The following is a 25,130-nucleotide window of genomic DNA, read 5'->3' on the forward strand; positions in this document are numbered from 1 at the left end:
GTTCCTACAGTAATTAGAGTATTGGAGCACGCAGGAGCCTGTTTTTTTGATGCGCGATGTTTAAAACAGCGGCGGATTTACTCGGCTGAACGGAGGGCTTTGTTTATGTTGTTTATTGCGGCTGGGAATTACCCTACACGTCGTTTATACGCTTTCGGTAGTTGTACTAGCGTAGTTCACTACAGCACGGGAGGGTTTGTTGATGGGCAATGGTTTTTCCCTGGCGTGTTTCAGTGGTTCAGCTTTCCTCGAAGCAGGTGCCCAGCAGTTGGGCAAGGTCAGCACCGTGTAGCGGTTTGCCAAGGCAGCCCAGCAAGGGAACCCCGCGCTGAACCGCCAGTTGTTCGATGGCCCGCAGTTGGGCGTTATCCAGCCCGCTGAGGACAATGGCGTAACGGGCCATTCCCATCTGGAAAGCCTGTTCTATAACGTCGAGTCCTGCGCCATCTGGCAGGCGCTGGTCGCAAATCAGCAGATCATAAGGCTGAGGGGTTCGTTCTATGGCTTGCATGGCCTCTGCAGCAGTCAAGGCAGGCGTCAGCAGAAAGTAGCCCTGGTTGTTCAGGATGATTTGTGTGGCGATCAGTTGGAAGGGGTGATCTTCCACCAGCAAAATGCGTAATTTGTGTTTGAACATCAGGAAGTCCGGCAGGTGTTGACGGCCAGCCCGGATGCTGAATCGACGCAAAGCTGCGGCGACGGGCAGCATCGACAAGGCCCCGTGGGCGGGTAAGTGGAGGCGGCCAGTGGTGGCTGCTAAAGGGGCGGGAGTATCTGGCAGGCACGAAGGGCTTGCGATAAGACGAATCCTAAAAGGCTGTAGGAGGCGTCTGAAGTTTTAAGTCGTATTGGGTAGGTCTGTCGTGGTCCATCTGTACCGTCGACGCCGCTGCGGATGTTGCCGGCAGACAGCCCTGCTGCCGTCCAGTCCTTGCAGGCACAGGACGGCAGCCTTCGACCTTTACATCGGACTGGAGCGGCCGGTCATCTCCCGGGCCATTTCACTGGCGTAGCTGTCGGTCATACCGGCGATGAAGTCGATCATGCGCAGGAAGGAGGCATGCAGAGGCGCTTTAGGGTCGGGAGCACTGTTGCCGAGCAGGTCCAGGATTCGACGATGCTTGAAAGACGGCGTGCGCCCACCAAACTGCTCCAGTGCAGCGCCGCAGAAGGCATTGAGCAGAATTTCCAGTGTTGTGTAGGCACCGATTTCATGCAGGGTCTTGCGCTTGTCCTGGAATATTTTCTTGCGTGCCATGTCCTTGGCACTCAGCACGCAGCGCTTGGCCGGGCCATGCATGTGCTCGACCAGATCACCGCTGAGGGTGCCGGCCAGCAGCGCGTCCTGTTGTTCGACGAAGGCCCGCGCCGCAGCATTGGTCAGATGCTCAATGGCTTTGCCACGCAGGATGGCCAGCTTGCGCCGGCGCGAATCATCAGGACCCAACTGGCGGTAGGTATCAGGCAAATCATCGCCCACCAGCCCGAGAAGCAGCGATTCCACCTCTGCATACTCAAGCAGATCCATTTCCAGACCATCTTCCAGGTCGATCAGCGCGTAACAGATATCGTCCGCAGCTTCCATCAGATACACCAATGGATGCCGTGCCCAGCGTTGCTCTTCAAGTTGCGGCAAGCCCAGTTTCTGGGCGATTTGCTCCAGAATCGGCAGCTCGCTCTGGTAGCAGCCGAATTTGTGTTTCTTGTAGCCCAAAGAATCGGCGTGGCGCGCCGTCCAGGGATATTTCAGATACGTGCCGAGGGTTGCGTAGGTCAGCCGTGTACCACCGTCGAACTGGTGGTATTCCAGTTGAGTCAGCACCCGAAAGCCTTGGGCGTTACCTTCGAAATTGAGAAAGTCGTTCCGCTCGACCTCGCTCATTGCATCCAGCCAGCCGCGGCCTGCTGCCTGATTGAACCAGTTGCGAATCGCATCTTCGCCAGAATGACCGAAAGGCGGATTGCCAATGTCGTGGGCCAGGCAGGCTGATTGCACAACCATCCCCAGATCACTTGGATCGCACCAGTCGGGGAGGGCGCTACGCAGGGTTTCACCGACACGCATACCCAACGAGCGGCCTACGCAGCTGACTTCCAGTGAGTGGGTCAGACGCGTATGAATGTGATCATTGCTCGAAACCGGGTGCACCTGGGTCTTGCGCCCGAGGCGGCGAAAAGCACCGGAAAAGATGATCCGGTCGTGGTCCTTGTGAAAAGGACTGCGTCCCAGCTCTTCAGGGCTGTGCAGGGTTTTGCCAAGTCGCTCGCGGTTGAGCAGGGTTTGCCAATCCAAGGCGTTCACTCCGTCGGTAAAGACTGCCTAGCTTCCGGGTTCGATGCGTCGGCTGCAAGGGGTTAAAAACCAACTGCATCGACATCAATCAGGAGTATGCGTTGGTCGTTGTCGAAAAACTGCCCGGCGGTCAGGCAGTACTGATTGGTTGTAGCGTCGCGATAGGTGTTGGACAGGATCAGGCGACGTTCATGCCAGCCTTCTGCGAGCAAATGGTAGAAGTAGGGACGCCATGACCAGTTATGGCCAATGTAAGTTGCGTCGGAATGCCATTCACCATTGCGCCACTCCAGATTAGGAGTGAGCTGGGTGCCATGCCGATCGCACTGGTAAAAGCGAAGCAACCACGGGTAATCGTGCAGTTGCGGCAGTCGGTCGAGCGCATGCTGATCCCATCGTTGCAGAATCGCCATCAATGACGTCAGTTGCTGGCGAAGATCCATCACCAGCGCCCGCTCTGCCAGTTTTTTCTGCACATAGCAGTCGCGCAGCCGGGCGAATTGTTCGACGAACGCATCCGGGTCGAAGAATGCCTGCTCGCCCCGGGCGAACAGAAAACCCTGTACATAGCGTGCGCCGCATTCAAGGGCGAAATGCAGTTCGGCCTCGGTTTCGACACCTTCCGCGATAATCCAGCAACCGGTTTTCTCTGCCATCTGGGCCAGTGCCTTGACGATATCGCTGCTGGGTCCTCCTTTCGCGGCGGCTTGAAACAAGCGCATGTCCAGCTTGAGAATGTCAGGTTGCAGTGCAAGCACCCGATCCAGTTGGGAGTAGCCTGCACCGAAATCATCAATGGCAATTCGTGCGCCTGCGTCGCGATAGCGGCCCACGACTTCTGCAAGCCGCTGGCTGTTGCCCTCGAGTTCAGTGATTTCAAAAACGATGCGTTTTGGATCGACGCCATTTCGTTGCAGTTGCTTGAGGCTGGGCAGCGGTTGGCCGGGGCGCAGGCGAGATATCCAGCGGGGCGAAATGTTCAGGCTCAGGAACCAGTCATCAGGTGCCTGGTGAAGTCGACTCAGCGCGTTGTCCCGGATAATACGATCCAATCGACGTAATGCTGCAGCAGGTATTCGCGGGTCAGCGAACAACGGGCCGACAGATTTGAGCTGGCCGTCATTCTGGAGAACACGGCCCAATGCTTCAACACCAGCAATACGGCCAGTAGCGGTATCAATGAACGGCTGAAAGCAGGCAAGGGGTTGCCCATCGATCACATGGCCTCCTCAGTAAACTCGGCAGTTAACGGCAATAACACGGCGGTTGAAAAGGGACTGTTGAAACGGCTTTCAGGAACGTATCCCACAACGAAATCGACGGCTTCAGTAGGACCCGAAGCCGTCGATTCAACCTGATGGGGGAGTGCTGCTTGCAAGAACGCAGCCAATTGCCACTAGGGTTTTCGGGAAGAACCCAGAGCCAGCCGAATAATCGGAAGCAGACTTACACCGAGCTTGACGATACGAGTCAACCCGCCAGGGCGTGAACCTTTAGCACCCTTGCCGCCCAGAAAGCCGAGCAGCGAGACTACACCCACACCCCACAACGGCGCATGTTTGATGCCCAATGCGCCTTGCCAGTCAGTGGTCATGCCACGAACCCGACGCAGTGGCTGCATCAGATTCGTCGACTCCTGGCGTATTTCCTGGCGGTGCATTTCCATGCGCAGGCGAACCAGTGCCTTGCGCAATTCCCGACGGGAATGTTTCTGGTGGGATTCAGGCAGGCTCATCGCATCAATCGCTCACGGTCATTGGCCAGTTCTTCGAGGGTCGCATTGAACGGCGACGATTCGTCGAAAATGGCAGCTTTGAGGCGCAGGGCGCAGAACAGCGCGCACAGCGTGTAGAAGACGCACAGACCAACGATGCCAGCCAGACGATAACTGTCCCACAACACGATGAGCAGTAATGCCGACAAGCCGGTCAGCAGAAGCAGGGCAAACACCAGTGCGAGGCCTGCGAACAACAGCAGGCTCAACGTACGGGCTTTCTGTTCCTGCAATTCGATGCCGAACAGTTCGACATGACTGTGCAGCAGCCCAAGGACCGCCGCACCCAGTCGCCGTGGCGATGATGAGGTCTGGTCTGATGCCGGACCGGATTCAGTTCCCAGAGCCATAGTCGTTAGCGCCTTGTAGCCAGCAGACCAATCAGGAAACCAACGCCGGCAGCGATGCCGACTGATTGCCATGGATTTGTCTGGACGTAATCTTCAGTCGCAACCACGGCAGCCTTGCCGCGCTCGCGAAGCGATTCTTCAGTGAGTTTCAGGGTTTCGCGGGCTCGCACCAGGCTCTCGTTGATCTGGCTGCGTAATTCGTCAGCCTGAGCGCCTGCCAGTGAAGCGGTGTGTTCCAGGAGCTTCTCCGTGTCGGCAACCAGTACCTGAAAGTCAGCCATCAATATTTCCTGGGCGTTCTGTGCTGTTTGGCGTGCCATTTTTCTCTCCATTAAGTACGTATGGGGTTTCGAGTACAGGGCGTTGATGAAGGTTCACTCCAATGCCGCATGAAATCGTTGGGTGGGCCTGCAAGGCGTTTTGCGGTGTGTTGGTGCGCTGCCTTTCGCTGTGCGCTCATCAGGAGCGCACAAGGGCGGTACTGGTTTGCTTATGCTGCTGCAGCGCTGCGTCAGGAGTTTCCATTATTTTTCCGTCTCTGTCTCGGTGCGCATACCGGCAGGCGCGCATCGCTTGGGTTATCGCAATAGCTGCGACGCGACGACCTCAACCACGCGAGACTTGGCTATGCTGTAACCCGATGCTGAATCGTGGAGTGCTGTCAGGTCATTATTCTGATGGCTTTGCACGTCTCAAGGCCTGCTGATTCAGGCGGTTGAGCCTCGGTAAATTCATGGAAGTACTGACGCCGCGGTTGGCGCTCGGGCATGGGCTGGAGAGTGACATGGAGCGGCTGTATTCCCTTCAAGGGCTGAGGGGCCTGGCAGTGCTGGGCGTAGTGCTTTTCCATATGACGGCTGTTGAATTGAAGTATTCGGGGGGCGACAGGCTCTTGCCTGGCTGGCTGGATTTCTTTCAGTTAGGGGTCGATCTGTTTTTCGTCATCAGCGGTTTCGTGATGGTCATCGTCAGCCGGGGACGTTTTCAGAGTGGCGTTGAAAGCCGACGATTCCTGTTCAATCGCGTCTCGCGTATTTATCCGACCTACTGGCTGTATTTTTTCATCACGCTGGCGGTTTATCTGCTTCAGCCAGGGATGGTCAACAGTGGTCATGGAGAGTCCAACCTGTGGCTTTCTTTTTTGTTGCTGCCCAGTGACAAGGTTCTATTGGTCATGGTGGCGTGGTCGCTGTTATTTGAGTTGTGGTTCTATCTGGTGTTCAGCGTCCTGCTGTTTTTCAAGGAGCGCTACCTCCCGTGGCTGCTGGCAGTCTGGGCACTGGTGTTACTGGCGTTCAACATGCTGGAGGACTGGCAGGCGTACTCGCCTGTGCTGGCAGTGGTTCTGCATCCTTATGCGCTGGAGTTCATCGCTGGAGCGCTACTGGCACTGTTGTTTTACAGCCGACACAGCGTTCGTATTCCCGACTTTGCGGTCTGGGGCTTATTGGCGGGGGCGTTGCTGCTGGGTACTCCCCTGATCGGCCTGTACGGGTTATTTGAAGGTCATGGTTTGGTGCGGATGCTGGTGGTGGGTCTGGTGTTTGGCTTGCTGGTGTTCACGCTGGCATTATTGGAACGGCGTAAACACCTGTCCATGCCCAAGGGACTGGTATTGATCGGCGACATGTCTTACACCGTCTACTTGTCCCATCTGCTGGTGTTAGGGGTTATCGGGCGTATCTGGCAATTGCTGGGCGGTTGGCCGGGGACGCTGATGGACAACATTTTCTTCGCAGCACTGATGATGAGTGCGGTGTTATGTTACGGCTGGGTCGGTTATCGCTGTTTCGAGAAGCCGGTGCTGGATCGGGCCAATGCGTTTGCCCGTAAATACTTTCGAGCGCGCTCATCTGGCCTGGAGCGTGCGCAGTAAGATTTGGCGGCGTGCTACGTGTCTGGAGTCACCGTTGGATATACACCTTGCTTCACTCACCCCGTATGGCGGCATTACGGTCATGCTGCCCGCTGCAATCGTCATCACCGGTTGGCTCTGGATGACCCGCTCGCGTCGCTCGGCGCTGCTGTGGATGGCCACTGTTTTTGCGGTCTACTCGATCGTGGCCGTCAGCAAAATCCTCTTCAAAGGCTGGGGCGTGGCGCTGGAAAGTCTCGGGGTTTATGTGCTGAGTGGCCATGCGATGAACACGTGTCTGGTGCTCACGGTGGGCTTGAGTCTGCTCGCCCGGCAGGTGCATCCGGTATTGAGTTGGCCTGCTGCCGCTTTTGGTCTGACCGTGGGGTGGCTGTTCAGTATCTACTGCGTTGCGCCGTTCATTCATCCGTTGCCTGAAGCGATTGCCGGTGCCTTGCTGGGCTCATTGGCGGCAGGCCTTTTTCTGTTGGGGCTGGAAAATTTCCAGCCGGGCCGGATTCCTTCGGCAGCCGTGGTGATCGGCTTGTTGTTCATCGCCTTCAATGCGACGACGCCCAAATACACTGCGGAGTCGATTCTGGATCGTATTTCAATGCGGATTTCCGGGGCGGGGCAAGTCTACAAAGCACCGGAATGGCGGGTACCCGGGGAGCCGCTTTGATCTGCCGGTTCATTCTCGACGACTATCTTTGGCAGGCCTAAGATAATCGTTCATTTTCTGCGCCGAGGGTCGTGGGTATGCCTCCTGAATGTCAGTTGTTTGGCACGTTGGGGTGCCATCTGTGTGAGGTCGCCGAAGCCGAATTAATGCCGTTGGTTGAGCACGGATTACTGGTGGAACTGGTGGATATCGCTGAGAGCGAGCGGTTGTTCGAAACCTATGGTCTGCGCATTCCGGTGTTGCGTCGTGTCGATACCGGCGAGGAACTGGACTGGCCGTTCAGTGCGGAGCAGGTGGTCAGTTTTCTGTTGTAGGTGTTGAGCTTGTGGGGCAGTTCACGACGTGGGGCCGGCTTTAGCCGGGAAGTCGGCGTTTCTGACGACGACAATGTAATGACTGTCCCGTCCTCTCCCGGCTAAAGCCGGTCCCACGCCATTGCCAATATTTGGATAACGCATCTAATAAGCGAGGCCTGGCCGCGACAAGGGCAGGTAAACACCCGCACACACATTCCGCGGAACTAATTTGCCGTCAAGCTGGTACAAGATCAGGTACGACCTTCATCCCGGCAGGCTTTTTTTGGACTGCCTTGCACTTTTCTCAGCAAATGGACGAATGATGAAATCTTATCTCTGGCTTGGCCTTGTAGGCGCTTTTTCCCTGAACACGGCATTCGCCGAATCGGCGTCTGTACCGATGAATCTCGTGAGTGCGACGGAGGCGGCGAAGCCGATTGGCGAAGTCATTGTCACCGAAACTGAATATGGCCTTCTTTTCACTCCCAACCTGACCTCGTTGCCAGCCGGTGTTCATGGCTTCCACATCCATGAAAACCCGAGCTGTGAACCCGCCGAGAAAGACGGCGTGAAAATCGCCGCTCAAGCTGCAGGTGGCCACTGGGACCCGAAAAAGACCGGCAAACACCTCGGGCCTTATGCCAACGGTCACTTGGGTGACCTTCCGGCTATCTACGTCACAGAAGACGGCATGGCCAACTACCCGGTCCTCGCGCCACGTCTGAAAAAACTGAAGGACGTAAAAGGTCATGCGTTGATGGTTCACGCAGGCGCGGATAACCATTCCGACATGCCCAAGCCTTTGGGCGGTGGCGGTGATCGGGCTGCTTGCGGTGTGATCTGAAACGGTCAGTCGATTAGCCGTTGCAAGGCTCTTGGGTGATAATGCTGCGCTGTTCACCCAAGAGTCTCCCACGAGCCCGCGTATGTCCGAGTCTGCTTTTTCCGCTGCCAACAGCCAGGCCAGCACCCTCTACCTGCCGCCAGGGAAGTGGCTCACTGTGCTCGATTGTCTGTGCGCGCATTTCAGCGCAATCAGCCGTGAACAGTGGCTTGACCGTATTGCCCGGGGGCGTGTGCTGGATGCCAACGGTAAACCTGTCGGGGTGGATCTGGCCTATCGGGAAGGGCTGCGGATTCACTACTTTCGCGAAGTGCCCAACGAAACGCCAATCCCGGTGCATGAGTCGATTCTTTATTCCGATGAACATCTGGTGGTTGCCGACAAGCCACATTTCCTGCCGGTGACACCCGCTGGCGAATACGTCGAACAGACGCTGCTGCGCCGTTTGATCCGTCGCCTGGATAATCCTGATCTGGTGCCATTGCACCGTATTGACCGACATACTGCCGGGCTGGTGCTGTTCTCGGCCAGCAAACAAACGCGCTCGGCGTATCAATCATTGTTCCCGACCCGCCAGATCGACAAGCGCTACGAGGCCATTGCGCCCGCGTTGCCAGGTGTCGAGTTTCCCAGAGTGCACAAAAGTCGATTGATTGATGGCGAGCCGTTTTTTCGCATGCAGGAAGGCGAGGGCGTCAGCAATACAGAAACCGCCATGGAGGTCTGTGAGCGCAACGGGGACCTCTGGCGTTACGCGCTGTATCCGGTCACGGGCAAGAAACATCAGTTGCGCGTGCACATGGCCGCTTTGGGGGCAGGCATCTGCAATGATCCGTTCTACCCAAACGTGCTCAAGGATGCGGTAGATGACTACGCCAGGCCGTTGAAGTTACTCGCTCAAAGCCTGCGTTTTGTCGACCCGGTAACCCGCCAGCAGCGGCAGTTCGAGAGTGAAATTCATCTGGAATGGTAACTCGGTCGTCAGCCAATAAAAAACCCGCACTGGGCGGGTTTTTTTACGTCTGCTGCGTCGGGCTCTGAGTTACAGATCCTTGACAGTACGTACCTGATCTTTGTTGACGCGGGTTTCTTTACCGTCGAGTTGCTTGAACTCGTAGAAGCCCGAATCTTCATCATACTTCGGCGTGTCGACAGCCTGGATTTCCCGGCCATCGGTCAGAGTGATCACGGTCGGCGATGCACAGCCTGCGAGGGATGCCAGGCCCAGTGCGAGCAAAAAGGCAGCGGGAAGGGTCCGTTGTTTCATTACGGTGTCTCCTGATCGATTCTTGGTTAACTGACGTTTAAGACGTATCTGCTTGCAGCAAGTTCAAACAATATTAATCACAGCCCAGGGCTTACCCTAGCCTGTGGTCTGGTTCAGCAAGTCCGGGGTATTGAGATTGGCGAGACGGGGATCATCGGTTTCACACTGAACGGCGACAGCATTCAGTCTCTCCATCACCTTGCGCGGGCTGCGTTCTCCGCTTTGCCACGCGGCTTCGAAGGCCTGTAGGTGGCAAGTCGGAACCACGCAGAGCAAGGGTTGCCAGTGCTCGCCGCTGCGCACCATCACTGGCTGGCGAGGATGCCTGAATGCGGTCTCCCGCAGTTCCTGCAGCAATGAGTGGTCAATCAAGGGCACGTCGCAGGGCAGGATCAGCAGATGCGCATGGCGCGCCAGGGGCAGAGCGGCGCGGATACCGGCGAACGGTCCATGAAATTCATCATTGCCGTCTTGCACCAGTCGATCGGCATAATTCGCGTATTGCTCTAGGTTGCGATTGCAGGAGATCAGCAAGTCATCCGTCAGCTGGCGGGTCAGCCGGTGTAAATGCTGGATCAGCGGCTCACCGTTCCAGAGAATCAGACCTTTGTCCCGGCCACCCATACGCTGACCCTGACCACCGGCCAACAGCAGGATAGAACAGGGGGGAAGGGTGATGGCATCTGGCATGAACGACTCGACCGAAGCAGTGGAATGGGGTGCTGTGATATAACACCGGCCTGTTTTCTCTACAACTGGATAGAGCGATGAAAGCCAAGGCTGACACTCCCTTCGTACCGCTGAATATTGCCGTTTTGACGGTCAGTGACACACGCACCCGAGAAACCGATACATCCGGTCAGATGTTTGTCGATCGTCTCACTGAGGCCGGTCACAGCCTGATCGAGCGCGTTCTGCTCAAGGATGACTTGTACAAGATCCGCGCGAAGGTCGCTGGCTGGATTGCCGATGATGAAGTGCAGGTGGTGTTGATTACCGGCGGCACAGGTTTCACCGGCCGTGACAGCACGCCGGAAGCCGTGGCTTGCCTGCTGGATAAGCAGGTCGATGGCTTCGGTGAATTGTTCCGCCAGATATCCGTTCCTGATATCGGCACCTCCACTATTCAGTCCAGGGCCCTTGCCGGTCTGGCCAATGGCACGCTGGTCTGCTGCCTGCCGGGCTCTACCAACGCGGTGCGTACCGGTTGGGACGGCATTCTCGCCCAGCAATTGGACAACCGTTTTCGTCCCTGCAACTTCGTGCCGCATTTGAAGCAAGCCGAGCCTTGCGCAACACGTGGATAAGACAGCGATGAACAAACCCTTGATGCCGGTCGAACAGGCGTTGGCACGCTTGCTGGAAATGGCTGAAGCCGCGCCAGTGACGGAGTCCGAGACCGTGCCGCTGGCGCAGGCACAAGGTCGCGTGCTGGCCCGGGAAATGATTGCAACGCTTGACCTGCCACCCTGGCCCAACAGCGCCATGGACGGTTATGCCTTGAGTCTGGCGGACTGGAAAGGTGAGCCGCTGGTCGTCAGTCAGCGTATTTTCGCTGGCCAGGCGCCGGAGCCGTTGGCACCCGGTACCTGCGCGCGGATTTTCACCGGCGCACCGGTTCCGGCCGGTGCCGATTGTGTCGAGATGCAGGAAAACGCTGAAGTCTTTCCCGATCAGCGCGTGGGCTTTACCGAGCCTCTACAGGTCGGCCAGAACATCCGCCCCCAAGGCCAGGAAACCCGCACAGGTGACAAGGTCCTTGCCGCAGGCACGCGCCTCGGGCCTATCGAGCTGGGGCTGGCGGCTTCGCTGGGGTTGGCGGAGCTGCAAGTGGTAAGGCGCGTTCGGGTTGCTGTGCTCTCGACGGGGGATGAGCTGATCGAACCAGGTCAGCCATTGGGGCCGGGGCAGATCTACAACAGCAACCGCGTGTTGTTGTGCAGTTGGCTGAAAAGGCTGGAGTGCGACGTGGTGGACGCCGGGATTCTGCCCGATGACCTGGAGAAGACCCGTACGGCATTGGGTGCGCTCAACGACGTGGACTTGATCCTGTCAACTGGCGGCGTTTCGGTGGGGGAGGCTGACTTCCTCGGGCGCGCATTGCGCGAGGAGGGGGAATTGTCGCTTTGGAAGCTGGCTATCAAGCCCGGCAAACCGCTGACGTTCGGGCATTTTCGCGGTGTTCCGGTGATCGGCCTGCCGGGCAATCCTGCATCGACTCTGGTTACTTTCGCCCTGTTGGCCCGTCCATATCTGTTGCGCCGCCAAGGTGTGGTCGATGTCACGCCGCTGCAGTTTCCAGTACCGGCAGGTTTCGCCTGGACCAAACCGGGCAACCGACGTGAGTATTTACGCGGCAGGCTGGAGCAGGGGCGGGCGGTGTTTTACAAAAACCAGAGTTCTGGTGTGCTGCGCAGTGCGGCCTGGGCTGATGGCTTGATCGAGGTTCGCGAAGGCAGCACCGTCGCCGAGGACGACTGGGTCAACTTCATTCCTTTGAGTGAAGTGCTCGGCTGAGTGGGTTTTTACCAGTCCGGATGGTCTATCCGCGAGGCATGAGCTACCCTCAAAAACGCTGACAAGTTGGGCATTTCGGTTTCGCCCTGGAGTTTTGTTATGCCGTCTTTGAGAGTGGCTTGTGTCATCCCTACTTATAACGGTCGAAAAGACCTGGAGCGATTGCTGGATTCTCTGGCAACCCAGACCGCTGTTTTCGACACCCTGATCGTTGACTCAAGCTCCAGCGATGGAACGCTTGAGTTGGCTCGTTCGCGTTGCGCAAACGTGACCCGCATTGACAGCAAGGACTTCAACCACGGCGGCACGCGGCAAATGATGGTTGAGTTCAACCCTGATTACGACGTCTACGTCTATATGACACAGGACGCGTACGTCGAGGATGTGCAGGCCATCGCCAACATACTGCTGCCTTTCGCCGACCCGAAAGTCGGTGCCGTCTGTGGGCGCCAGTTACCTCATAAAGACGCCAGCCTGCTGGCCCAGCATGCCCGCTTGTTCAATTACCCGCCGGTGTCGCAGATCAAGACGCTGGACGATGCGCCGGTCCTGGGTATCAAGACACCGTTCATGTCCAACTCGTTTGCGGCCTACCGCCGTGACGCCTTGCTGGATATCGGTGGCTTTCCCCAGCATGTGATTTTGTCCGAAGACATGTACGTCACGGCGAAAATGCTGATGGGAGGCTGGAAAGTTGCTTATGAAGGCTCGGCAGTGTGTCGGCATTCGCATAACTACACGATTTGGGAGGAGTTTCGGCGCTACTTCGATATCGGTGTGTTCCAGTCGCGGGAAGCCTGGATCTACGCCACTTTCGGCGGCGTCGGCGGAGAGGGGATGCGCTACGTCAAGTCAGAACTCAAATTCCTCGGACCTCGGCGCTTCCTGCTCTGGCCGCTTTCGTTCATTCGTAATGCTGCAAAGCTGATGGCTTACAAACTCAGCAAACAGGAAAAACATCTGCCGAAGCGTCTCAAGAAAAAGCTGGGCATGCATGGCCGGTATTGGGATGGGCCGTTTGGCTAGCGGTGGGTTGTTGCGTCCATGCGTCAGTACACGACGTGGGACCGGCTTTAGCCGGGAAGAGGCCGGGACAGACGCTGAATCTTCATCTGCAGAAATACCGCCTTCCCGGCTGAAACGGAACGCTGCCCGGCCGCTCCCACGTCATCAATGATCCTGTGGGAACGGTGCTCGTCCGCGAAGAGGATGTTACAGGCAGACCTGACCTTCGGATGCCAGCCCTATCAATCCTTCCCGGCTTCCTCTTCCTGTCTATCCGCCTCGAACAACTGTGCCAGTTCTTTCCTGGCTTCCCGGGCCGTCTGTAGTACCTTCGCTGCGTCGTCATACACCAGATGCTGCGCTGCCAGAACCTGCTCATCGTGGCGTTTGAAGCGACTGATACGCGCATCCGCCTGAGTCTGGGTCAAGCCCAGGCCGATCAGGGTCTGCCGACTCATTTCCAGACTGGAATAGAAGGTTTCCCGAACTGCCTGCGCGCCGACATCGATCAGACGGTGAACATGCTGCCGGTTGCGAGCGCGGGCAATGATCTTGATGTTCGGGTACAGCTTGTTAACCAGCTCGGCAGTCTTGATGTTGATATCAGGATCATCCGTCGCAATGATGAAAAACTCTGCCTGTTCAACCTTTGCTGCGCGAAGGATTTCAGGGCGCAACGGATCGCCGTAGAACACCGGAACATTACCGAAACTGCGCGAAAACTCGATGGATTCCACGGCGGTATCCAGGGCGACAAAAGGGATGTTCTGGGCGCGCAGAATCCGCGCAACGATCTGGCCCATGCGACCCATGCCCGCGATAACGACGCGCGGCGCGTCGGTGCTGATGTCCCGGTACTCGTCCGGGACTTCCACAGTGACTGGCTTGGGTTTGAGCCAACGGGCTATGCCCAGTAGCAACAGCGGTGTCAGGGCCATGGACAGCGTGATGGTCAGTACCAGCGTGTCGTATAACTGAGCGTCGAACAGGCCCTGATCACTGCCGATCTTGAACACTACAAAGGCGAACTCACCACCCGCAGCGAGCACGATGCCCAGTCGTAGCGCGCTTTCTTTGCCTAATCCTCCCGCCAGGCGCCCGACAATAAACAGCAGCGGCAATTTGATAAAGATCAGTAGCAGTGTCAGCCCCAGCACGACCAGGGGTTCGCTGAGCAACAATCCGAGATTGGCACCCATGCCCACGCTCATGAAGAACAGCCCAAGCAACAGGCCTTTGAACGGTTCGATCTGCGATTCCAGTTCGTGGCGGTACTCCGAGTCGGCCAGCAGCAGTCCGGCAAGGAAAGCCCCCAGTGCCATGGACACGCCGACCAGATCCATTAGCCATGCAGTGCCGATAACTACCAGCAAAGCGGTGGCCGTGGACACTTCCTGGATTTTGGTCTTGGCCACGATGCGGAATACCGGACGCAGCAAATAGCGACCCCCTACCACCACAATCGCAATGACGCCCAGAACTTCCAGGCCGTGAGTCAGGCCATCGCTGGCGCTGAGTTTGTCGTCAGTACCGGCAAGCAGCGGCACCATGGCAATCAGCGGGATAGCGGCGATGTCCTGGAACAGCAGAATGGCAAACGCCAGCCGGCCGTGAGGGCTGTTCAGTTCCTTGCGCTCGGCCAGGCTTTGCAGACCGAAGGCGGTGGACGACAGTGCCAGGCCCAGTCCCAGCACAACGGCGGTATTCAGTGGCTGGCCGAACGCGAGCAGGGCCAAGACGCCGATGACCAGCCCGGTCAACAATACCTGCGCCATGCCGACGCCGAACACGGCTTTGCGCATCACCCATAGACGCTTGGGCGAAAGTTCGAGGCCGATGATGAACAGCAACAGCACAACGCCAAGTTCAGAAATGTGGCTCACGCTTTCGGGATTGCCGATTAACCCCAGTACCGATGGGCCGATGATCACACCAGCGAACAGGTAACCGATCACGGCGCCCAGTTGAAGCCGCTTGGCCAGTGGCACGGTCAGAACCGCGGCGAACAGGAACACGACTGCGGCCTGCAACAGGCTGCCTTCATGGGGCATGGTTGACTCCTTGCTAAACACGAAGAGACCGAATGGACGGCCTTGAAAGGGCGCTATTAAACCACGCGAATTGTAACCGGCGTTGTCCGGATGTGCTCTGGCATGGGCTTTAAAGCAATGCTGAGGAAGGCATGACGCGGAGGGTGCATGGAGGATGCCGATGTCAGGCTTGGCACATCAGCGTAAGATGGGCGCGCATTCGTGCGCAACGAATGCTGTCCATGAAGATTTCAGGAACCCTGCAATGACCAATAAACAACGTTTGATTTATTCGCTGCTGATTGCCCTTGTAGTACTGGCGGTCATGCTGGGCCTCTCACAATTGCAGGCCAGCGGCGTCATCAGCGAGAAGACTTTCCAGTACATCGCTATAGCCGTTGCCATTCTGGTTGTGGTCATCAACGGCGTGATACGTCGCAAGGTCAAGCGCTGACGGCTTTCGGCCCGGATCACCGCCGGGCCGTCATTTCATTGCGTCGACTTGCCCGGTTCGTTGAGTTGTTCCATGGCCTGAGGATGCAGGCTGTAGCTTTTATCCGGATTAAGAAAAATAACGCCTTCATCGCAGAGGCGTTTAAGCACCTCCCGCACGCTCAGAAAGGACAGCGGGATATCCAGCTTGAGCATTTGACTGTGCACACCACGTACACCCAGAGGCTGGCCTTCGCTGGTGGCCTGCAGCAGTGCATCCAGGACTTTCAACCGGACCAGGCTGGTCCGCAGACCAAAGCTTTTGAGCAACTTCCTGATAGGTTCGTTGCCCTGGCGCTCTGTATCAGTGGCAGGCGCCTGCGCCTGCGCTGCAATGGCTGACTGGCGCAGCATCGTTCGGGTGGTGGTGGCTTGACGATTCAACATGCGCAAATTCCTTTTCAGGCTCTAAAAAATGCTTGCCTCACTGAGTAAGACGTATGAGCGCTGCAAATCCTCAATCGTTTTCGAAAAAAACTTTACCGGTCATCGCTTCGACAGCTGTCCGGCAGCGCGCTGCGCACTAAATTTCCCCGTCGTTCTTCGTCTTTAAGTGAGCGACAGCCCCTCCCGGCTGTGCGTGTCTGTAAGCCAGTCATCAGGAGTCAGAGTGATCATTTTCAAGCGCGTACCGACGTTATGTATTTCCGGATTGTTGTTCGGCCTGAGTGTCAGCGCCCATGCGCAGTTGCCCGCGCAACAGGCCAGCGCCGAAGTCCGCAGGACCACCTTTGGCGTGCCGCACATTCGCGCACAGAACGAGCGCGGCCTTGGTTATGGCATCGGTTATGCGTACGCACAGGACAATCTCTGCCTGTTGGCCAATGAAGTGGTCACCGTCAACGGCGAGCGCTCACGTTACTTTGGTCCTGAGCAAAAGACTTTCGAACAGCGCAACAACATGGCCAGCGATGTGTTTTTCAACTGGCTGAACACGCCCGAGGCCGTGGCCGAATTCTGGAAGGCCCAGACGCCACAGGTCCGCCAATTGGTTGAAGGGTATGTCGCGGGTTACAACCGGTTCCTCGCGGAAACACGGGAGGCTGGCACCCAGGGTGAATGCCTGCAGGCGCAATGGCTACGCCCGATCACTGTCGAGGATCAGGTCAGGCTCACCCGTCGCTTGTTGGTAGAAGGCGGCGTTGGGCGCTTTGCTGAAGCGCTTGCAGCCGCGGCACCGCCTGCCGCCAGTGTTGCGAGCCGCTCGATAGATTCGATGTCATTCGCCAGTGCCGCTGCCCATGATCAGGATTTTGCGCTCGAGCGAGGCAGCAACGCGGTGGCGATCGGACGTGACCGGTCGGATAACGGGCGGGGCATGCTGCTGGCTAATCCGCATTTCCCGTGGGTCGGCGGCATGCGTTTTTATCAGATGCACCTGACCATCCCCGGCAAACTCGATGTGATGGGCGCTGCGCTGCCTGGTTTGCCGCTGATCAATATCGGTTTCAGCCAGCATCTGGCCTGGACCCATACGGTGGATACCTCGAAACACTTTACGTTGTACCGCCTCAAGCTCGATCCCGGGGATGCCACGCGTTATATCGTTGACGGTCAGTCCCGACCGCTGAAGAAGGCCACCGTCAGCGTTACGCTGGCTGACAAGGATGGGAAGCCGCAACAGCAATCCCGTGAGATCTATCAGTCCGAGTTCGGTCCTGTGGTGCAATGGCCGGGCAAGCTGGACTGGAATCACGAATATGCCTACAGCCTGCGTGATGCAAATCTGGGCAATGACCGGGTCATACAGCAGTGGTACGCGATGAACCGCGCCGGAAGTCTCGCTGATCTGAAAGGTGCGTTGCAGAAAATCCAGGGCATCCCCTGGGTCAACACCCTCGCGGTCGATGATCAGGGGCAGACGCTTTACACCAACTATTCAGTCGTCCCGAATGTCAGCCAGCAGAAGCTCGCCCAATGCAGCGATCCTGCTGCCGGGCTGGAGATGATTGTGCTCGACGGCTCCCGCAGTGCCTGCGCCTGGGATAACGACCCGACAGCGGCGCAGGCCGGTATCTTCCCGGTGTCGGCGTTGCCAACACTGAGCCGCAGCGACTACCTGCAGAATTCCAATGACTCGGCGTGGATGACCAACCCGGCGCAGCCGTTGACGGGGTTCTCGCCGCTGATCAGTCGTGACGCCCAGCCACTGGGCCCGCGCACGCGCTTTGCGGTAGATCGACTGGCCAGCCTGCAACAAGCTGGCAAAGTTACCCTTGCCGACTTGCAGGCGATGGTCATGGATAACCGAGTGTACCTGGCCGAGGCGGGTGGGCTGCTGGATGACCTGCTGCAATACTGCGCCGGGTATTCGGGTGCTGACGTCGCGACAGTCAAAAGTGTTTGTACGAGCATGAGCCAGTGGGACCGCAGCGCCAATCTGGACGCTGGCGTAGGCTACGTGCATTTTCAGAACATCGCCAAGGCGCTGCAAAGTGTGCCGAATGCCTGGCGTATCGCATTTGATCCGGCCAATCCGATCCATACGCCACGCGGCCTGGACGTGCAGCAGGCGGGCGTAACCGAAGTGTTGCACGCGGCAATACTGGAATCGGCGGAGCAATTGAGCAAGGCGGGGCTGACGGCAAACAGTCGTTGGGGGGATATTCAGGTTTCAACTGCGGGCACGCAACAGACGCCGATTCATGGTGGCCTGGGCATCTTGGGCGTGTACAACGCGATGCAGACCGTCCCGCGTGGTGACGGCAAGCGTGAAGTGGTCAGCGGCAGCAGTTATTTGCAAGTCGTGAGTTTCGATGAGCGTGGCCCCCATGCTCAAGGCTTGCTGGCGCCTTCGGAATCAACCCGTCCCGAGTCGCCGTATCGTCGGGATCAGACTGAGGCGTTCTCCAGAAAACAATGGGCTGTGTTGCCGTTCACCGAGCAGCAGATCCAGGCTGATCCGGCTTATCGGTTGCAGGTGATCAAGGAAGGGCAGAAGTAATCTCAGGGAGGAGTAAGGCTGAGCGCGATCTGCTTTGGATCGCATCCAGCCTTATTGTCTGAATGCTGCCCAGACCAGGCTCAGCTCCCACACGACCTGCGCAATCCTGGATATTAGGGGTGAAGTCGTGGGACCGGCTTTAGCCGGGAAGAGGCCGTGACAGACGCTGAATCTTCATCGGCAGAAATACCGCCTTCCCGGCTAAAGCCGGGAAGAGGCCGTGACAGACGCTGAGTCTTCATCGGCAGAAATACCACCTTCCCGGCTAAAGCCGGTCCCACGTCGTCAATCAGCTTGCAGGTCAACATAAAATCTCCCACAAGGCGCGCTCCTGCTTCAGGGGAGGCGTCAACCTACCCCTTCGGCGCGGCAACACTCGGCCGTCTATTGATGACCTGATTGCCTTCATTGTTGCGGGTAACCGTCACCGGCAGGACCTTGGGCAGAGACGCTACCAGACTCGCCATGTCCTGAGTGTTGTAACTGCCTCCGATGCGGATTGCGCCAGTGGCGTTGTCGGCCAGCAGGATGGGTTGCGGCAGGTAGCGATTGATCAGCGGTAATGCCTGCGCCAGCGGCAGGTTGTTGATCACCAGCTTGCCATTGCGCCACGCAAGGCTGTTGTCGTTGGCGTAGGTCTCGCTGATTTGCGGTTGGAAATCGCCGTTTTTGTAACTGGCCTGCATGCCCGGCTCAAGGCGATAACCGCTGCCGGGTTGAGACGTATCACTGACCACTTGGACCGAGCCTTCGAGCAACATCACCCGGACCTGATCCTGATACATCCAGACGTTGAATTTTGTACCGGTGACCTTGACGCTGCCTTGGCCGGCTTTCACCACAAACGGGTGTTGAGCATCGTGGCTGACCTCAAAGAAAGCTTCACCTTTGTCCAGCACCACGCTGCGCCGATCCTTGTAGTTGGCGAAGGTCAGGCGGGTTCCCAGATTCAGTTCCACCCGACTGCCGTCAGCCATGGTGACCAACCGGGTGCTACCGTCGGCTTCATAGGAGTCGTAGGCATTGGGCAGCCAACCCTGATTCCAGCCGATATAGCCTGCAACCGGTAACACGAGGGCGATGACCGCCGCCGCCACGGCATAGCTGCGCCAATTTCTGCCACGCGCTTCAGATGCCGCGCCAGTGCGAAATTTCGCGACATTCTCGTGATTGGCGGGCGAAGGATTGACCGGTACAACCTGTTCGGAAATTTCCCAGATTTCCAGCATCGCCTGGTATTCCACGGTATGCAGCGGATGAGCATCAAGCCACTGCTCGAATGCCCGGCGTTCTTCAGCGGTGCAATCGCTGGCGTGCATGCGCATGCACCAATGTGCTGCGGCATCGGTGACGGCGTCGTATTCGGTTTCGCTGAGAATTGGGTCGGTCATTGGTACTCCGGCTGTAGGAGCATTCTACATCTGCGCAGGAGTAGGGGAGAACAGCTATGGCTATTGAATATCAATGCAGCAGGCCATTTTTTGGGTAATAGCAGTCAATTCGCGTTAACGCATTTTTTAACACCCTATTGAGTGCGGAGCAGTATTAGACTGCCATTCATCCAAACAAACCCGCGGAGCCATGGATGAATGTGCGTATCGAACAAACCTCAAATCCCACCGAAGAACAAGTATCGGCAATCCTTACGCCATTGCGTGCCTATAACGTCGCTCAGGCGGGTGAGTCCGGAGCGGAGAAATTTGCATTGCTCGTCCGGGATGAAAAAAGTGATGAAGTGTTGGGCGGATTGAGCGGCAGCATCTTTTATCGATGGATGTTCATCGAGTTGCTGGCCGTGCCTGAACAGGCTCGTGGTCAAGGGCTTGGCTCGCGCTTGATGACCATGGCGGAAGATCTTGCACGGGAAAAAAACTGCGTTGGCATATGGCTCGATACATTCGATTTTCAGGCACCGGACTTCTATCGCGGCCTTGGTTATAGCGAGTGCGGGCAGATCAACGATTATCCGCCGGGCCATACCCGTTACTTTTTCCAGAAGCGCCTCGATGCGGTCGATTTACCCGCGTGATGTTGCGCAGCAGTCTGCGAAGGCCGTGACGCAACACTCAATCGCTGCATAACGTGTTCAACCTGACGCCGGAGTTTCAAATGTCTGCACCCCGAGATATCGTGACGCATACCCTCAGTTTCACTGAGCTGGCCCAGGTACTGCGGCAGATATTTATACGCCACGGAACGTCGGAAGAAGTCGCCGAAGTCCTCTCGCAAAACTGTGCGAGCGCCCAACGCGACGGTTCGCACAGTCATGGGATTTTTCGTATTCCCGGCTATTTGTCGTCGTTGGCCAGCGGCTGGGTCAACGGGCAAGCCGTGCCGGTGGTCGAGGATGTAAGCGCTGCGTTTATTCGGGTCGATGCGGCTAATGGCTTCGCGCAGCCTGCGTTGGCCTCGGCAACGCCTTTGCTGATAGAGAAAGTAAAAAGTGCGGGTATCGCGATTCTTGCAATTCGCAGTTCCCATCACTTTGCAGCCTTGTGGCCAGATGTCGAGCCATTCGCCGAACAGGGCCTTGTGGCGTTGAGCGTGGTCAATAGCATGACGTGCGTGGTGCCCCACGGCGCGCAAAAGCCTCTATTTGGTACCAATCCCATCGCGTTCGCCGCGCCTCGCTCTGGTGGACAGCCGATTGTGTTTGACCTCGCCACCAGTGCCATTGCCAATGGTGACGTGCAAATCGCCGCCCGTGCCGGACGCACCTTGCCCGCGGGCATGGGCGTTGATAGCGGCGGGCAGCCGACGCAGGACCCCAAAGCCATTCTCGATGGCGGGGCGCTGCTGCCGTTTGGCGGCTACAAGGGGTCTGCGCTGTCGATGATGGTCGAGCTGCTGGCTGCCGGTCTCACCGGGGGCAATTTCTCGTTTGAATTCGACTGGTCCAGGCACCCTGGCGCCCAGACGCCCTGGACCGGGCAATTGCTGATTGTCATTGATCCGGACAAAGGCAGCGGTCAGCACTTCGCAGAGCGCAGCGAAGAGTTGGTCAGGCAGATGCACGGCGTAGGGCAGGAGCGCATGCCGGGTGATCGTCGTTATCAGGAACGGGCAAAATCACTCGTGAAGGGGATCGAAATTTCCCAGGTTGAATGGGCCAACCTGCAAGCACTTGCGGCTGCAGCTGATCACTGACAGAGCCGTTCGTCGTTCGCTGGCTTGCGTTATCCGCCTTATACAAATACTGTATGTTTAAACAGTAAATTTAAAAGAGGCGGTCGCCATGTCCCTTGAACACGTTGCAAACACTTCCACTGATCACGCATCCATCATCGCTGGCATGAATGAAATGCAGCGCGAAGATTTTCTGGCGCTGGCGGCAGCGCTTCGTCAGTTCAATGCCTACGAGCCTCTGGTGTCGATGGCCATCGTCAATGCCCGGCACGCGGGTGAATACCAGGGTCGTCCGGCGGCAGAATGACGTTGTTGCCAGGGTCTGCATTGACCACGGTTTCAGTCTTGGCGGTTTTGCGTGCAGGACGGCGTCTGCCATTGCGTATCAAACGAAGCGCCAGCAGTGCGCCGAACAGCGAGACCACCAACCAGCCCAGCAGAAAATTTACCACGCTTGATTCTCCAGATGCGGCTGCCGGGATTTATACCACTGACAGCCACTCATAATCAGGTACCCACATAGAATCGGTTCATGCCTGGCTTGATAGGCAGTATATGAAGCGTATATGATTCGTATATTCTATACGAGGTGAACCATGGGTCTGGTCAAGATTTCTGAACATATGCACGCCAATATCCGTGCAGCGAGTGCGGCCCTCAGTCGCTCTATAAATGCGCAAGCAGAGCACTGGATGCGTGTCGGCATGCTCAGCGAGTTGCACCCTGCGCTCAATTACAGCGATATCTGCCAGATGCTGATTCGTACGGAAAACGCCGATGGTGTGGTGCTCAGTGCTCAGAACTATGACATCTCGCCTGTCGAGCCTCAGGCGAAGGTGGCTTCTCGATGAGCGGCCCAGTCAGCATCAAAAGTGAAGCGGATCTGGTTCAACTGCGGATTGCCGGCAGGTTGGCTGCTGATGTGCTGGCCATGATCACACCCCATGTGAAGGCGGGCATCAGTACCGAGGCGCTGGACGACATCTGCAATGAATACATCGTCAAAGAGCTGAAAGTAACACCGGCCAATGTCGGTTATCACGGTTTTACCAAGACCACCTGCATTTCACCCAATGCGGTGGTGTGTCACGGCATACCGTCAGCGTCCGACATCCTGAAGGATGGCGACATCATCAATATCGACGTGGCCGTCATCAAGGATGGATGGTACGGAGATACCAGTCGCATGTACTTCGTCGGTGAAGTCAGTCCGTTGGCGAAGCGTCTGGTGTACACGACCTACGAAGCGACTCGTGCCGGTATTCACGCAGTACGTCCTGGCGCGACGCTGGGCGACATTGGCCATGCGATCCAGACGGTGGCGCATCGCGAAGGGTTTAGCGTTGTTCGTGAATATTGTGGCCACGGGATCGGTCGTAACTATCATGAAGATCCGCAGGTGCTGCATTACGGGGCGCAAGGGAAGGGTATGCGTCTCAAGCCAGGCATGGTGTTTACCATTGAACCGATGATCAATGCGGGCAAGCCGGGCACTAAAGTTTTGCCTGATGGCTGGACAGTTCTGACCAGAGACTTGTCGTTGTCTGCCCAGTGGGAGCACATGGTCGCGGTCACCGAGACGGGCTTTGAGCTACTCACCCCATGGCCGGATGGCACAGGGGAATACCCGGAGATCTGACATGAAAAAGCCCGACCTGAAAACAGATCGGGCTTTTTACGCTGCAGCCCTAAACTTCGTAGGCTTTTGCAGCGACAACGCCAGCAGAACTAAGCTTGATCGGATAGTTGAGCGAACGACCCGGTTCGCCTGGTGACTCGACGCTACCGTGGTGGATCAGCCCGCCTTGCTGCAAGTACTCCAGGGTATCCGCGACTGCGTTCTCCCCCCGATAGTTGTCGAGTACTTCTTTACCCAATCCTGCCGGATGAGCTTTTAGGAGTCGGGTGAGGACTTCTTTTTCAAGGTCTTTATCGATGGTCATGCTTACCTCGCGTTGCTGGTTGATGAGCGCTGCTTGGTAATTGGGACCGCCTCAAAACAGGTTCGTTTAGAGTTTCTCTTTCCTGGGTGTCTTTTTCCAGTGCACCTGGGTAACGCCCCGTCCCTCTGCCTGCTGAAGTGCCATGCGGATCGGCCCTGTTGCAATACTGTCGCCTACCTGCCAGACCCCCGCGTGCAGTGTGGCAATGTGCAGCGCGTCGCTTTCGCACAGTTGCAATGCCTGATGGCAGAATTGCCGAGGTTCGCCGCGAAACTGATAATGAATTTCAAAATCCGTCTGATCGCTCATCATTCCCCTGCCTGTAGTGTGTCGGGATGCATCTCTGAAAATGTCTACTTCCCTGGTACCTGAGAGCTTGAGTAGGGAAAGTATCCGGCGTACTACCAGTTCATTTAGAGATCGATACAGGCTTGCAAAAGACTTCAAGCGGCCGTGAATCGTACTGCTGCTCCAGCGGTGGTTTTGCTGATGTTCTGCCTTGAAAAGGAATCAGGAGATTTACACTGAATTGAACATATTTGTACACAACTCCGATGAGTGGCGCTGTGCTTTTTTGGAGGGAGTACAAAGAAGCGGAATCTGGCAGAAAAAGCGTTGCGAGCCGGGCAGCCTTTTCGAAGGTTGCCCGGTTTATGGAAGCTGCTAACGATTGCTTGAAACGGTTTTTTCGCAATTTTTCAGGTCTACCGGGCCGACGAACTCATTGGCTCGTCCCATCACGCAGGCAATCTTCTGATTACGCTGGCGTTCCCAGCTTTCCACGGGGTACGTCTTGCTCCATGCCTGATAAAGCTGCTGGTCCTGGCGCGACAGGCGCAAGTTGTACTGCTTGCTCATATAGAAATACGTGCGTGCAATCATGCCTCGGATGGAAGGCCGGGGCATGACCTTTTTGGCCTTGAAATCAACCTGAGTCAGGCACGACCCGTATTGGCCCGTCTGGGGCGGAAGCCAACCAAAACTGAAGTTGTTTCGATCGCCGTTGACCTCGCCAATGCTGGGTACAAGGTTGTGAAGGTCGGCTTCGGCCTGCTGGAAAATCTTGTCGTTCTTTGTACAGTTTTTGCGCCCCCCGTTTTGCCAGCACTGACGCAGATGGCCGATTTGCCATGCCGGGACGATATGTTCCCATTCAATGCGCTTGGCACGCGTGGCGTTCTTGCGTGGGACATAGCCGCAGCCAGCGATATCGACCTTGTTGCCACTGTATTTACAGCCGCAATAAAACTCCGTTGACTGGGCGGAGTAGAGGCCCCAGGCAATTTTTTTCGCCTGGCTGAAGGTATGGGGCGCTTCTGCGTGAACATTGACTGGAGCGGTGAGGAACAGGGTCGTACAAAACAGGGTAAGAATTCGCACCATCATGCCGTCAATCTTCCTTCGGCACTGTCCAGAAAATGTGTATGCCGCCATCGTCTCGATAGGCGAGGGTTACATTGTCATTTTCAGCAATCTCTTCAAGCAACTGGTTCCACTCGTCTTCGATTTCATCTGGCAGACGGAATATCAGCGCCGCCTTGGCTTTCTGTGCCGTAGGTGAATTGATGATCTTTTGTACCCTTACGCCTAAACGTTCGTAGGAGCTGGGTAGGGACTGAGTTGCTGCGCTTGATTTCGCCACGGAGAGGTTTCCTGGATTGCTGTACGGGCATACAGTATTTCACTGTGGGCCTTTTCGCAACTTCTCTGTA

The 25,130-nt window shown here is 56.9% G+C and carries 31 protein-coding genes; 15 read left to right on the forward strand and 16 right to left on the reverse strand.

Translation table 11 applies throughout. From position 1 onward, the window contains the following. Positions 1 to 238: 238 nt before the first annotated feature. The 6 genes from CKW31_RS13760 to CKW31_RS13785 all read right to left on the reverse strand — a co-directional run bounded on the left by CKW31_RS13760 (position 239) and on the right by CKW31_RS13785 (position 4,737). On the reverse strand, positions 239 to 637 hold the full coding sequence (locus CKW31_RS13760; protein ID WP_095096073.1) for a response regulator: 399 nt from the start codon (positions 635 to 637) through the stop codon (positions 239 to 241). A 324-nt stretch (positions 638 to 961) separates the two neighbouring features. Then, positions 962 to 2,293 carry a deoxyguanosinetriphosphate triphosphohydrolase gene (locus CKW31_RS13765; RefSeq protein WP_095095706.1) on the reverse strand — a complete coding sequence of 444 codons (1,332 nt, stop codon included), beginning with the start codon at positions 2,291 to 2,293 and terminating at the stop codon, positions 962 to 964. Between the two features lie 62 nt (positions 2,294 to 2,355). Continuing rightward, positions 2,356 to 3,513, reverse strand: a complete 1,158-nt coding sequence (locus tag CKW31_RS13770) for an EAL domain-containing protein (RefSeq protein WP_095095709.1) — start codon at positions 3,511 to 3,513, stop codon at positions 2,356 to 2,358. 176 nt (positions 3,514 to 3,689) lie between these two features. Further along, positions 3,690 to 4,028: a hypothetical protein gene (locus tag CKW31_RS13775; RefSeq protein ID WP_095095712.1), complete on the reverse strand. Its 339-nt coding sequence runs from the start codon at positions 4,026 to 4,028 to the stop codon at positions 3,690 to 3,692. Next, positions 4,025 to 4,417 (reverse strand): phage holin family protein, encoded by a 393-nt coding sequence (locus CKW31_RS13780; RefSeq protein ID WP_095095715.1) that lies wholly within the window; start codon positions 4,415 to 4,417, stop codon positions 4,025 to 4,027. The genes CKW31_RS13775 and CKW31_RS13780 overlap by 4 nt, the downstream gene beginning before the upstream one ends. A 5-nt stretch (positions 4,418 to 4,422) precedes the next feature. Next, on the reverse strand, positions 4,423 to 4,737 hold the full coding sequence (locus CKW31_RS13785) for a YqjD family protein (protein WP_027898740.1): 315 nt from the start codon (positions 4,735 to 4,737) through the stop codon (positions 4,423 to 4,425). Positions 4,738 to 5,201: 464 nt separating this feature from the next. On the opposite strand from CKW31_RS13785, the gene CKW31_RS13790 reads away from it, so the two are divergent. From CKW31_RS13790 to CKW31_RS13810, 5 genes are all read left to right on the forward strand, one after another. Beyond that, the gene (locus tag CKW31_RS13790) at positions 5,202 to 6,293 is read left to right on the forward strand and encodes an acyltransferase (protein ID WP_095095719.1); all 1,092 of its coding nucleotides are present in this window, start codon (positions 5,202 to 5,204) and stop codon (positions 6,291 to 6,293) included. A 34-nt stretch (positions 6,294 to 6,327) separates the two neighbouring features. Then, a complete protein-coding gene (locus CKW31_RS13795) occupies positions 6,328 to 6,954 on the forward strand; it encodes a hypothetical protein (RefSeq protein ID WP_371856741.1) in 627 nt (208 codons plus the stop codon). Positions 6,955 to 7,031: 77 nt separating this feature from the next. Beyond that, positions 7,032 to 7,268 carry a glutaredoxin family protein gene (locus CKW31_RS13800; RefSeq protein WP_095095721.1) on the forward strand — a complete coding sequence of 79 codons (237 nt, stop codon included), beginning with the start codon at positions 7,032 to 7,034 and terminating at the stop codon, positions 7,266 to 7,268. 304 nt (positions 7,269 to 7,572) lie between these two features. After that, entirely contained in the window at positions 7,573 to 8,094 is a 522-nt protein-coding gene (sodC, locus tag CKW31_RS13805; protein WP_095095724.1) for a superoxide dismutase family protein, read from the forward strand. A gap of 82 nt (positions 8,095 to 8,176) precedes the next feature. Further along, on the forward strand, positions 8,177 to 9,067 hold the full coding sequence (locus CKW31_RS13810) for a pseudouridine synthase (protein WP_095095727.1): 891 nt from the start codon (positions 8,177 to 8,179) through the stop codon (positions 9,065 to 9,067). 69 nt (positions 9,068 to 9,136) lie between these two features. Here the strand turns inward: CKW31_RS13810 and CKW31_RS13815 are convergent, their stop codons facing one another. Then, a complete protein-coding gene (locus tag CKW31_RS13815; RefSeq protein WP_027898189.1) occupies positions 9,137 to 9,361 on the reverse strand; it encodes a YgdI/YgdR family lipoprotein in 225 nt (74 codons plus the stop codon). A gap of 96 nt (positions 9,362 to 9,457) precedes the next feature. Next, on the reverse strand, positions 9,458 to 10,051 hold the full coding sequence (gene mobA, locus CKW31_RS13820; RefSeq protein WP_095095730.1) for a molybdenum cofactor guanylyltransferase MobA: 594 nt from the start codon (positions 10,049 to 10,051) through the stop codon (positions 9,458 to 9,460). 77 nt (positions 10,052 to 10,128) lie between these two features. Here mobA and moaB point away from each other — a divergent pair, with 77 nt between their 5' ends. From moaB to CKW31_RS13835, 3 genes are all read left to right on the forward strand, one after another. Beyond that, on the forward strand, positions 10,129 to 10,668 hold the full coding sequence (gene moaB, locus CKW31_RS13825) for a molybdenum cofactor biosynthesis protein B (protein WP_027898187.1): 540 nt from the start codon (positions 10,129 to 10,131) through the stop codon (positions 10,666 to 10,668). 7 nt (positions 10,669 to 10,675) lie between these two features. Beyond that, positions 10,676 to 11,878: a gephyrin-like molybdotransferase Glp gene (glp, locus tag CKW31_RS13830; RefSeq protein ID WP_095095733.1), complete on the forward strand. Its 1,203-nt coding sequence runs from the start codon at positions 10,676 to 10,678 to the stop codon at positions 11,876 to 11,878. Positions 11,879 to 11,977: 99 nt separating this feature from the next. Continuing rightward, positions 11,978 to 12,904 (forward strand): glycosyltransferase family 2 protein, encoded by a 927-nt coding sequence (locus CKW31_RS13835; protein ID WP_095095736.1) that lies wholly within the window; start codon positions 11,978 to 11,980, stop codon positions 12,902 to 12,904. Between the two features lie 221 nt (positions 12,905 to 13,125). Here the strand turns inward: CKW31_RS13835 and CKW31_RS13840 are convergent, their stop codons facing one another. Next, positions 13,126 to 14,934: a monovalent cation:proton antiporter-2 (CPA2) family protein gene (locus tag CKW31_RS13840; RefSeq protein ID WP_095095739.1), complete on the reverse strand. Its 1,809-nt coding sequence runs from the start codon at positions 14,932 to 14,934 to the stop codon at positions 13,126 to 13,128. Between the two features lie 244 nt (positions 14,935 to 15,178). On the opposite strand from CKW31_RS13840, the gene CKW31_RS13845 reads away from it, so the two are divergent. Next, positions 15,179 to 15,367, forward strand: a complete 189-nt coding sequence (locus tag CKW31_RS13845; RefSeq protein ID WP_095096077.1) for a hypothetical protein — start codon at positions 15,179 to 15,181, stop codon at positions 15,365 to 15,367. Between the two features lie 35 nt (positions 15,368 to 15,402). Here the strand turns inward: CKW31_RS13845 and CKW31_RS13850 are convergent, their stop codons facing one another. Beyond that, positions 15,403 to 15,792 carry a Fe2+/Zn2+ uptake regulation protein gene (locus CKW31_RS13850; protein ID WP_095095742.1) on the reverse strand — a complete coding sequence of 130 codons (390 nt, stop codon included), beginning with the start codon at positions 15,790 to 15,792 and terminating at the stop codon, positions 15,403 to 15,405. A gap of 223 nt (positions 15,793 to 16,015) precedes the next feature. On the opposite strand from CKW31_RS13850, the gene CKW31_RS13855 reads away from it, so the two are divergent. Continuing rightward, on the forward strand, positions 16,016 to 18,349 hold the full coding sequence (locus CKW31_RS13855; protein WP_095095744.1) for an acylase: 2,334 nt from the start codon (positions 16,016 to 16,018) through the stop codon (positions 18,347 to 18,349). 353 nt (positions 18,350 to 18,702) lie between these two features. Here CKW31_RS13855 and CKW31_RS13860 read toward each other — a convergent pair whose 3' ends face one another. Further along, positions 18,703 to 19,740 (reverse strand): FecR family protein, encoded by a 1,038-nt coding sequence (locus CKW31_RS13860; RefSeq protein WP_095095747.1) that lies wholly within the window; start codon positions 19,738 to 19,740, stop codon positions 18,703 to 18,705. Positions 19,741 to 19,934: 194 nt separating this feature from the next. Between CKW31_RS13860 and CKW31_RS13865 the strand changes: the two genes are divergently transcribed. From CKW31_RS13865 to CKW31_RS13875, 3 genes are all read left to right on the forward strand, one after another. Beyond that, complete coding sequence (locus tag CKW31_RS13865; protein ID WP_095095750.1) at positions 19,935 to 20,378, forward strand: N-acetyltransferase; 444 nt, start codon at positions 19,935 to 19,937, stop codon at positions 20,376 to 20,378. Positions 20,379 to 20,458: 80 nt separating this feature from the next. After that, positions 20,459 to 21,496 (forward strand): Ldh family oxidoreductase, encoded by a 1,038-nt coding sequence (locus CKW31_RS13870; protein ID WP_095095753.1) that lies wholly within the window; start codon positions 20,459 to 20,461, stop codon positions 21,494 to 21,496. Between the two features lie 88 nt (positions 21,497 to 21,584). Next, positions 21,585 to 21,782, forward strand: a complete 198-nt coding sequence (locus tag CKW31_RS13875) for a hypothetical protein (protein WP_095095756.1) — start codon at positions 21,585 to 21,587, stop codon at positions 21,780 to 21,782. Here CKW31_RS13875 and CKW31_RS29570 read toward each other — a convergent pair. Further along, a complete protein-coding gene (locus CKW31_RS29570; RefSeq protein ID WP_141230155.1) occupies positions 21,733 to 21,927 on the reverse strand; it encodes a hypothetical protein in 195 nt (64 codons plus the stop codon). The two genes, CKW31_RS13875 and CKW31_RS29570, sit on opposite strands and share 50 nt — an antisense overlap. A gap of 144 nt (positions 21,928 to 22,071) precedes the next feature. Here CKW31_RS29570 and CKW31_RS13885 point away from each other — a divergent pair, with 144 nt between their 5' ends. Beyond that, positions 22,072 to 22,326 (forward strand): ParD-like family protein, encoded by a 255-nt coding sequence (locus tag CKW31_RS13885; protein WP_095095762.1) that lies wholly within the window; start codon positions 22,072 to 22,074, stop codon positions 22,324 to 22,326. Continuing rightward, positions 22,323 to 23,114, forward strand: a complete 792-nt coding sequence (gene map / locus CKW31_RS13890) for a type I methionyl aminopeptidase (RefSeq protein ID WP_095095765.1) — start codon at positions 22,323 to 22,325, stop codon at positions 23,112 to 23,114. The genes CKW31_RS13885 and map overlap by 4 nt, the downstream gene beginning before the upstream one ends. A 49-nt stretch (positions 23,115 to 23,163) precedes the next feature. Here map and CKW31_RS13895 read toward each other — a convergent pair whose 3' ends face one another. From CKW31_RS13895 to CKW31_RS13910, 4 genes are all read right to left on the reverse strand, one after another. Then, the gene (locus tag CKW31_RS13895; RefSeq protein WP_095095768.1) at positions 23,164 to 23,418 is read right to left on the reverse strand and encodes a hypothetical protein; all 255 of its coding nucleotides are present in this window, start codon (positions 23,416 to 23,418) and stop codon (positions 23,164 to 23,166) included. A 66-nt stretch (positions 23,419 to 23,484) separates the two neighbouring features. Next, positions 23,485 to 23,727 (reverse strand): DUF6555 family protein, encoded by a 243-nt coding sequence (locus CKW31_RS13900; RefSeq protein ID WP_095096080.1) that lies wholly within the window; start codon positions 23,725 to 23,727, stop codon positions 23,485 to 23,487. A gap of 354 nt (positions 23,728 to 24,081) precedes the next feature. Further along, positions 24,082 to 24,804, reverse strand: a complete 723-nt coding sequence (locus CKW31_RS13905) for an endonuclease (protein ID WP_095095771.1) — start codon at positions 24,802 to 24,804, stop codon at positions 24,082 to 24,084. Between the two features lie 4 nt (positions 24,805 to 24,808). Next, entirely contained in the window at positions 24,809 to 25,060 is a 252-nt protein-coding gene (locus tag CKW31_RS13910) for a DUF1654 domain-containing protein (RefSeq protein WP_027898675.1), read from the reverse strand. Between the last annotated feature and the right edge of the window lie 70 nt (positions 25,061 to 25,130).

The sequence above is a fragment of the Pseudomonas sp. Irchel 3A5 genome, from assembly GCF_900187575.1.
In the GTDB taxonomy this organism is placed as follows: domain Bacteria; phylum Pseudomonadota; class Gammaproteobacteria; order Pseudomonadales; family Pseudomonadaceae; genus Aquipseudomonas; species Aquipseudomonas folii.

Excerpts from the sequence above, each read along its gene's own strand:
- CKW31_RS13840 (WP_095095739.1), bottom strand. The coding sequence starts at position 14,934 with ATGCCCCATGAAGGCAGCCTGTTGCAGGCCGCAGTCGTGTTCCTGTTC.
- CKW31_RS13865 (WP_095095750.1), top strand. The coding sequence starts at position 19,935 with ATGAATGTGCGTATCGAACAAACCTCAAATCCCACCGAAGAACAAGTA.
- CKW31_RS13870 (WP_095095753.1), top strand. The coding sequence starts at position 20,459 with ATGTCTGCACCCCGAGATATCGTGACGCATACCCTCAGTTTCACTGAG.
- CKW31_RS13790 (WP_095095719.1), top strand. The coding sequence starts at position 5,202 with ATGGAGCGGCTGTATTCCCTTCAAGGGCTGAGGGGCCTGGCAGTGCTG.
- CKW31_RS13895 (WP_095095768.1), bottom strand. The coding sequence starts at position 23,418 with ATGACCATCGATAAAGACCTTGAAAAAGAAGTCCTCACCCGACTCCTA.
- moaB (WP_027898187.1), top strand. The coding sequence starts at position 10,129 with ATGAAAGCCAAGGCTGACACTCCCTTCGTACCGCTGAATATTGCCGTT.
- CKW31_RS13775 (WP_095095712.1), bottom strand. The coding sequence starts at position 4,028 with ATGAGCCTGCCTGAATCCCACCAGAAACATTCCCGTCGGGAATTGCGC.
- glp (WP_095095733.1), top strand. The coding sequence starts at position 10,676 with ATGAACAAACCCTTGATGCCGGTCGAACAGGCGTTGGCACGCTTGCTG.
- CKW31_RS13905 (WP_095095771.1), bottom strand. The coding sequence starts at position 24,804 with ATGATGGTGCGAATTCTTACCCTGTTTTGTACGACCCTGTTCCTCACC.
- CKW31_RS13885 (WP_095095762.1), top strand. The coding sequence starts at position 22,072 with ATGGGTCTGGTCAAGATTTCTGAACATATGCACGCCAATATCCGTGCA.
- CKW31_RS13800 (WP_095095721.1), top strand. The coding sequence starts at position 7,032 with ATGCCTCCTGAATGTCAGTTGTTTGGCACGTTGGGGTGCCATCTGTGT.
- mobA (WP_095095730.1), bottom strand. The coding sequence starts at position 10,051 with ATGCCAGATGCCATCACCCTTCCCCCCTGTTCTATCCTGCTGTTGGCC.
- CKW31_RS13780 (WP_095095715.1), bottom strand. The coding sequence starts at position 4,417 with ATGGCTCTGGGAACTGAATCCGGTCCGGCATCAGACCAGACCTCATCA.
- CKW31_RS13785 (WP_027898740.1), bottom strand. The coding sequence starts at position 4,737 with ATGGCACGCCAAACAGCACAGAACGCCCAGGAAATATTGATGGCTGAC.
- CKW31_RS13845 (WP_095096077.1), top strand. The coding sequence starts at position 15,179 with ATGACCAATAAACAACGTTTGATTTATTCGCTGCTGATTGCCCTTGTA.
- CKW31_RS13810 (WP_095095727.1), top strand. The coding sequence starts at position 8,177 with ATGTCCGAGTCTGCTTTTTCCGCTGCCAACAGCCAGGCCAGCACCCTC.
- CKW31_RS13760 (WP_095096073.1), bottom strand. The coding sequence starts at position 637 with ATGTTCAAACACAAATTACGCATTTTGCTGGTGGAAGATCACCCCTTC.
- CKW31_RS13815 (WP_027898189.1), bottom strand. The coding sequence starts at position 9,361 with ATGAAACAACGGACCCTTCCCGCTGCCTTTTTGCTCGCACTGGGCCTG.
- CKW31_RS13900 (WP_095096080.1), bottom strand. The coding sequence starts at position 23,727 with ATGAGCGATCAGACGGATTTTGAAATTCATTATCAGTTTCGCGGCGAA.
- CKW31_RS13835 (WP_095095736.1), top strand. The coding sequence starts at position 11,978 with ATGCCGTCTTTGAGAGTGGCTTGTGTCATCCCTACTTATAACGGTCGA.
- sodC (WP_095095724.1), top strand. The coding sequence starts at position 7,573 with ATGAAATCTTATCTCTGGCTTGGCCTTGTAGGCGCTTTTTCCCTGAAC.
- map (WP_095095765.1), top strand. The coding sequence starts at position 22,323 with ATGAGCGGCCCAGTCAGCATCAAAAGTGAAGCGGATCTGGTTCAACTG.
- CKW31_RS13875 (WP_095095756.1), top strand. The coding sequence starts at position 21,585 with ATGTCCCTTGAACACGTTGCAAACACTTCCACTGATCACGCATCCATC.
- CKW31_RS13850 (WP_095095742.1), bottom strand. The coding sequence starts at position 15,792 with ATGTTGAATCGTCAAGCCACCACCACCCGAACGATGCTGCGCCAGTCA.
- CKW31_RS13860 (WP_095095747.1), bottom strand. The coding sequence starts at position 19,740 with ATGACCGACCCAATTCTCAGCGAAACCGAATACGACGCCGTCACCGAT.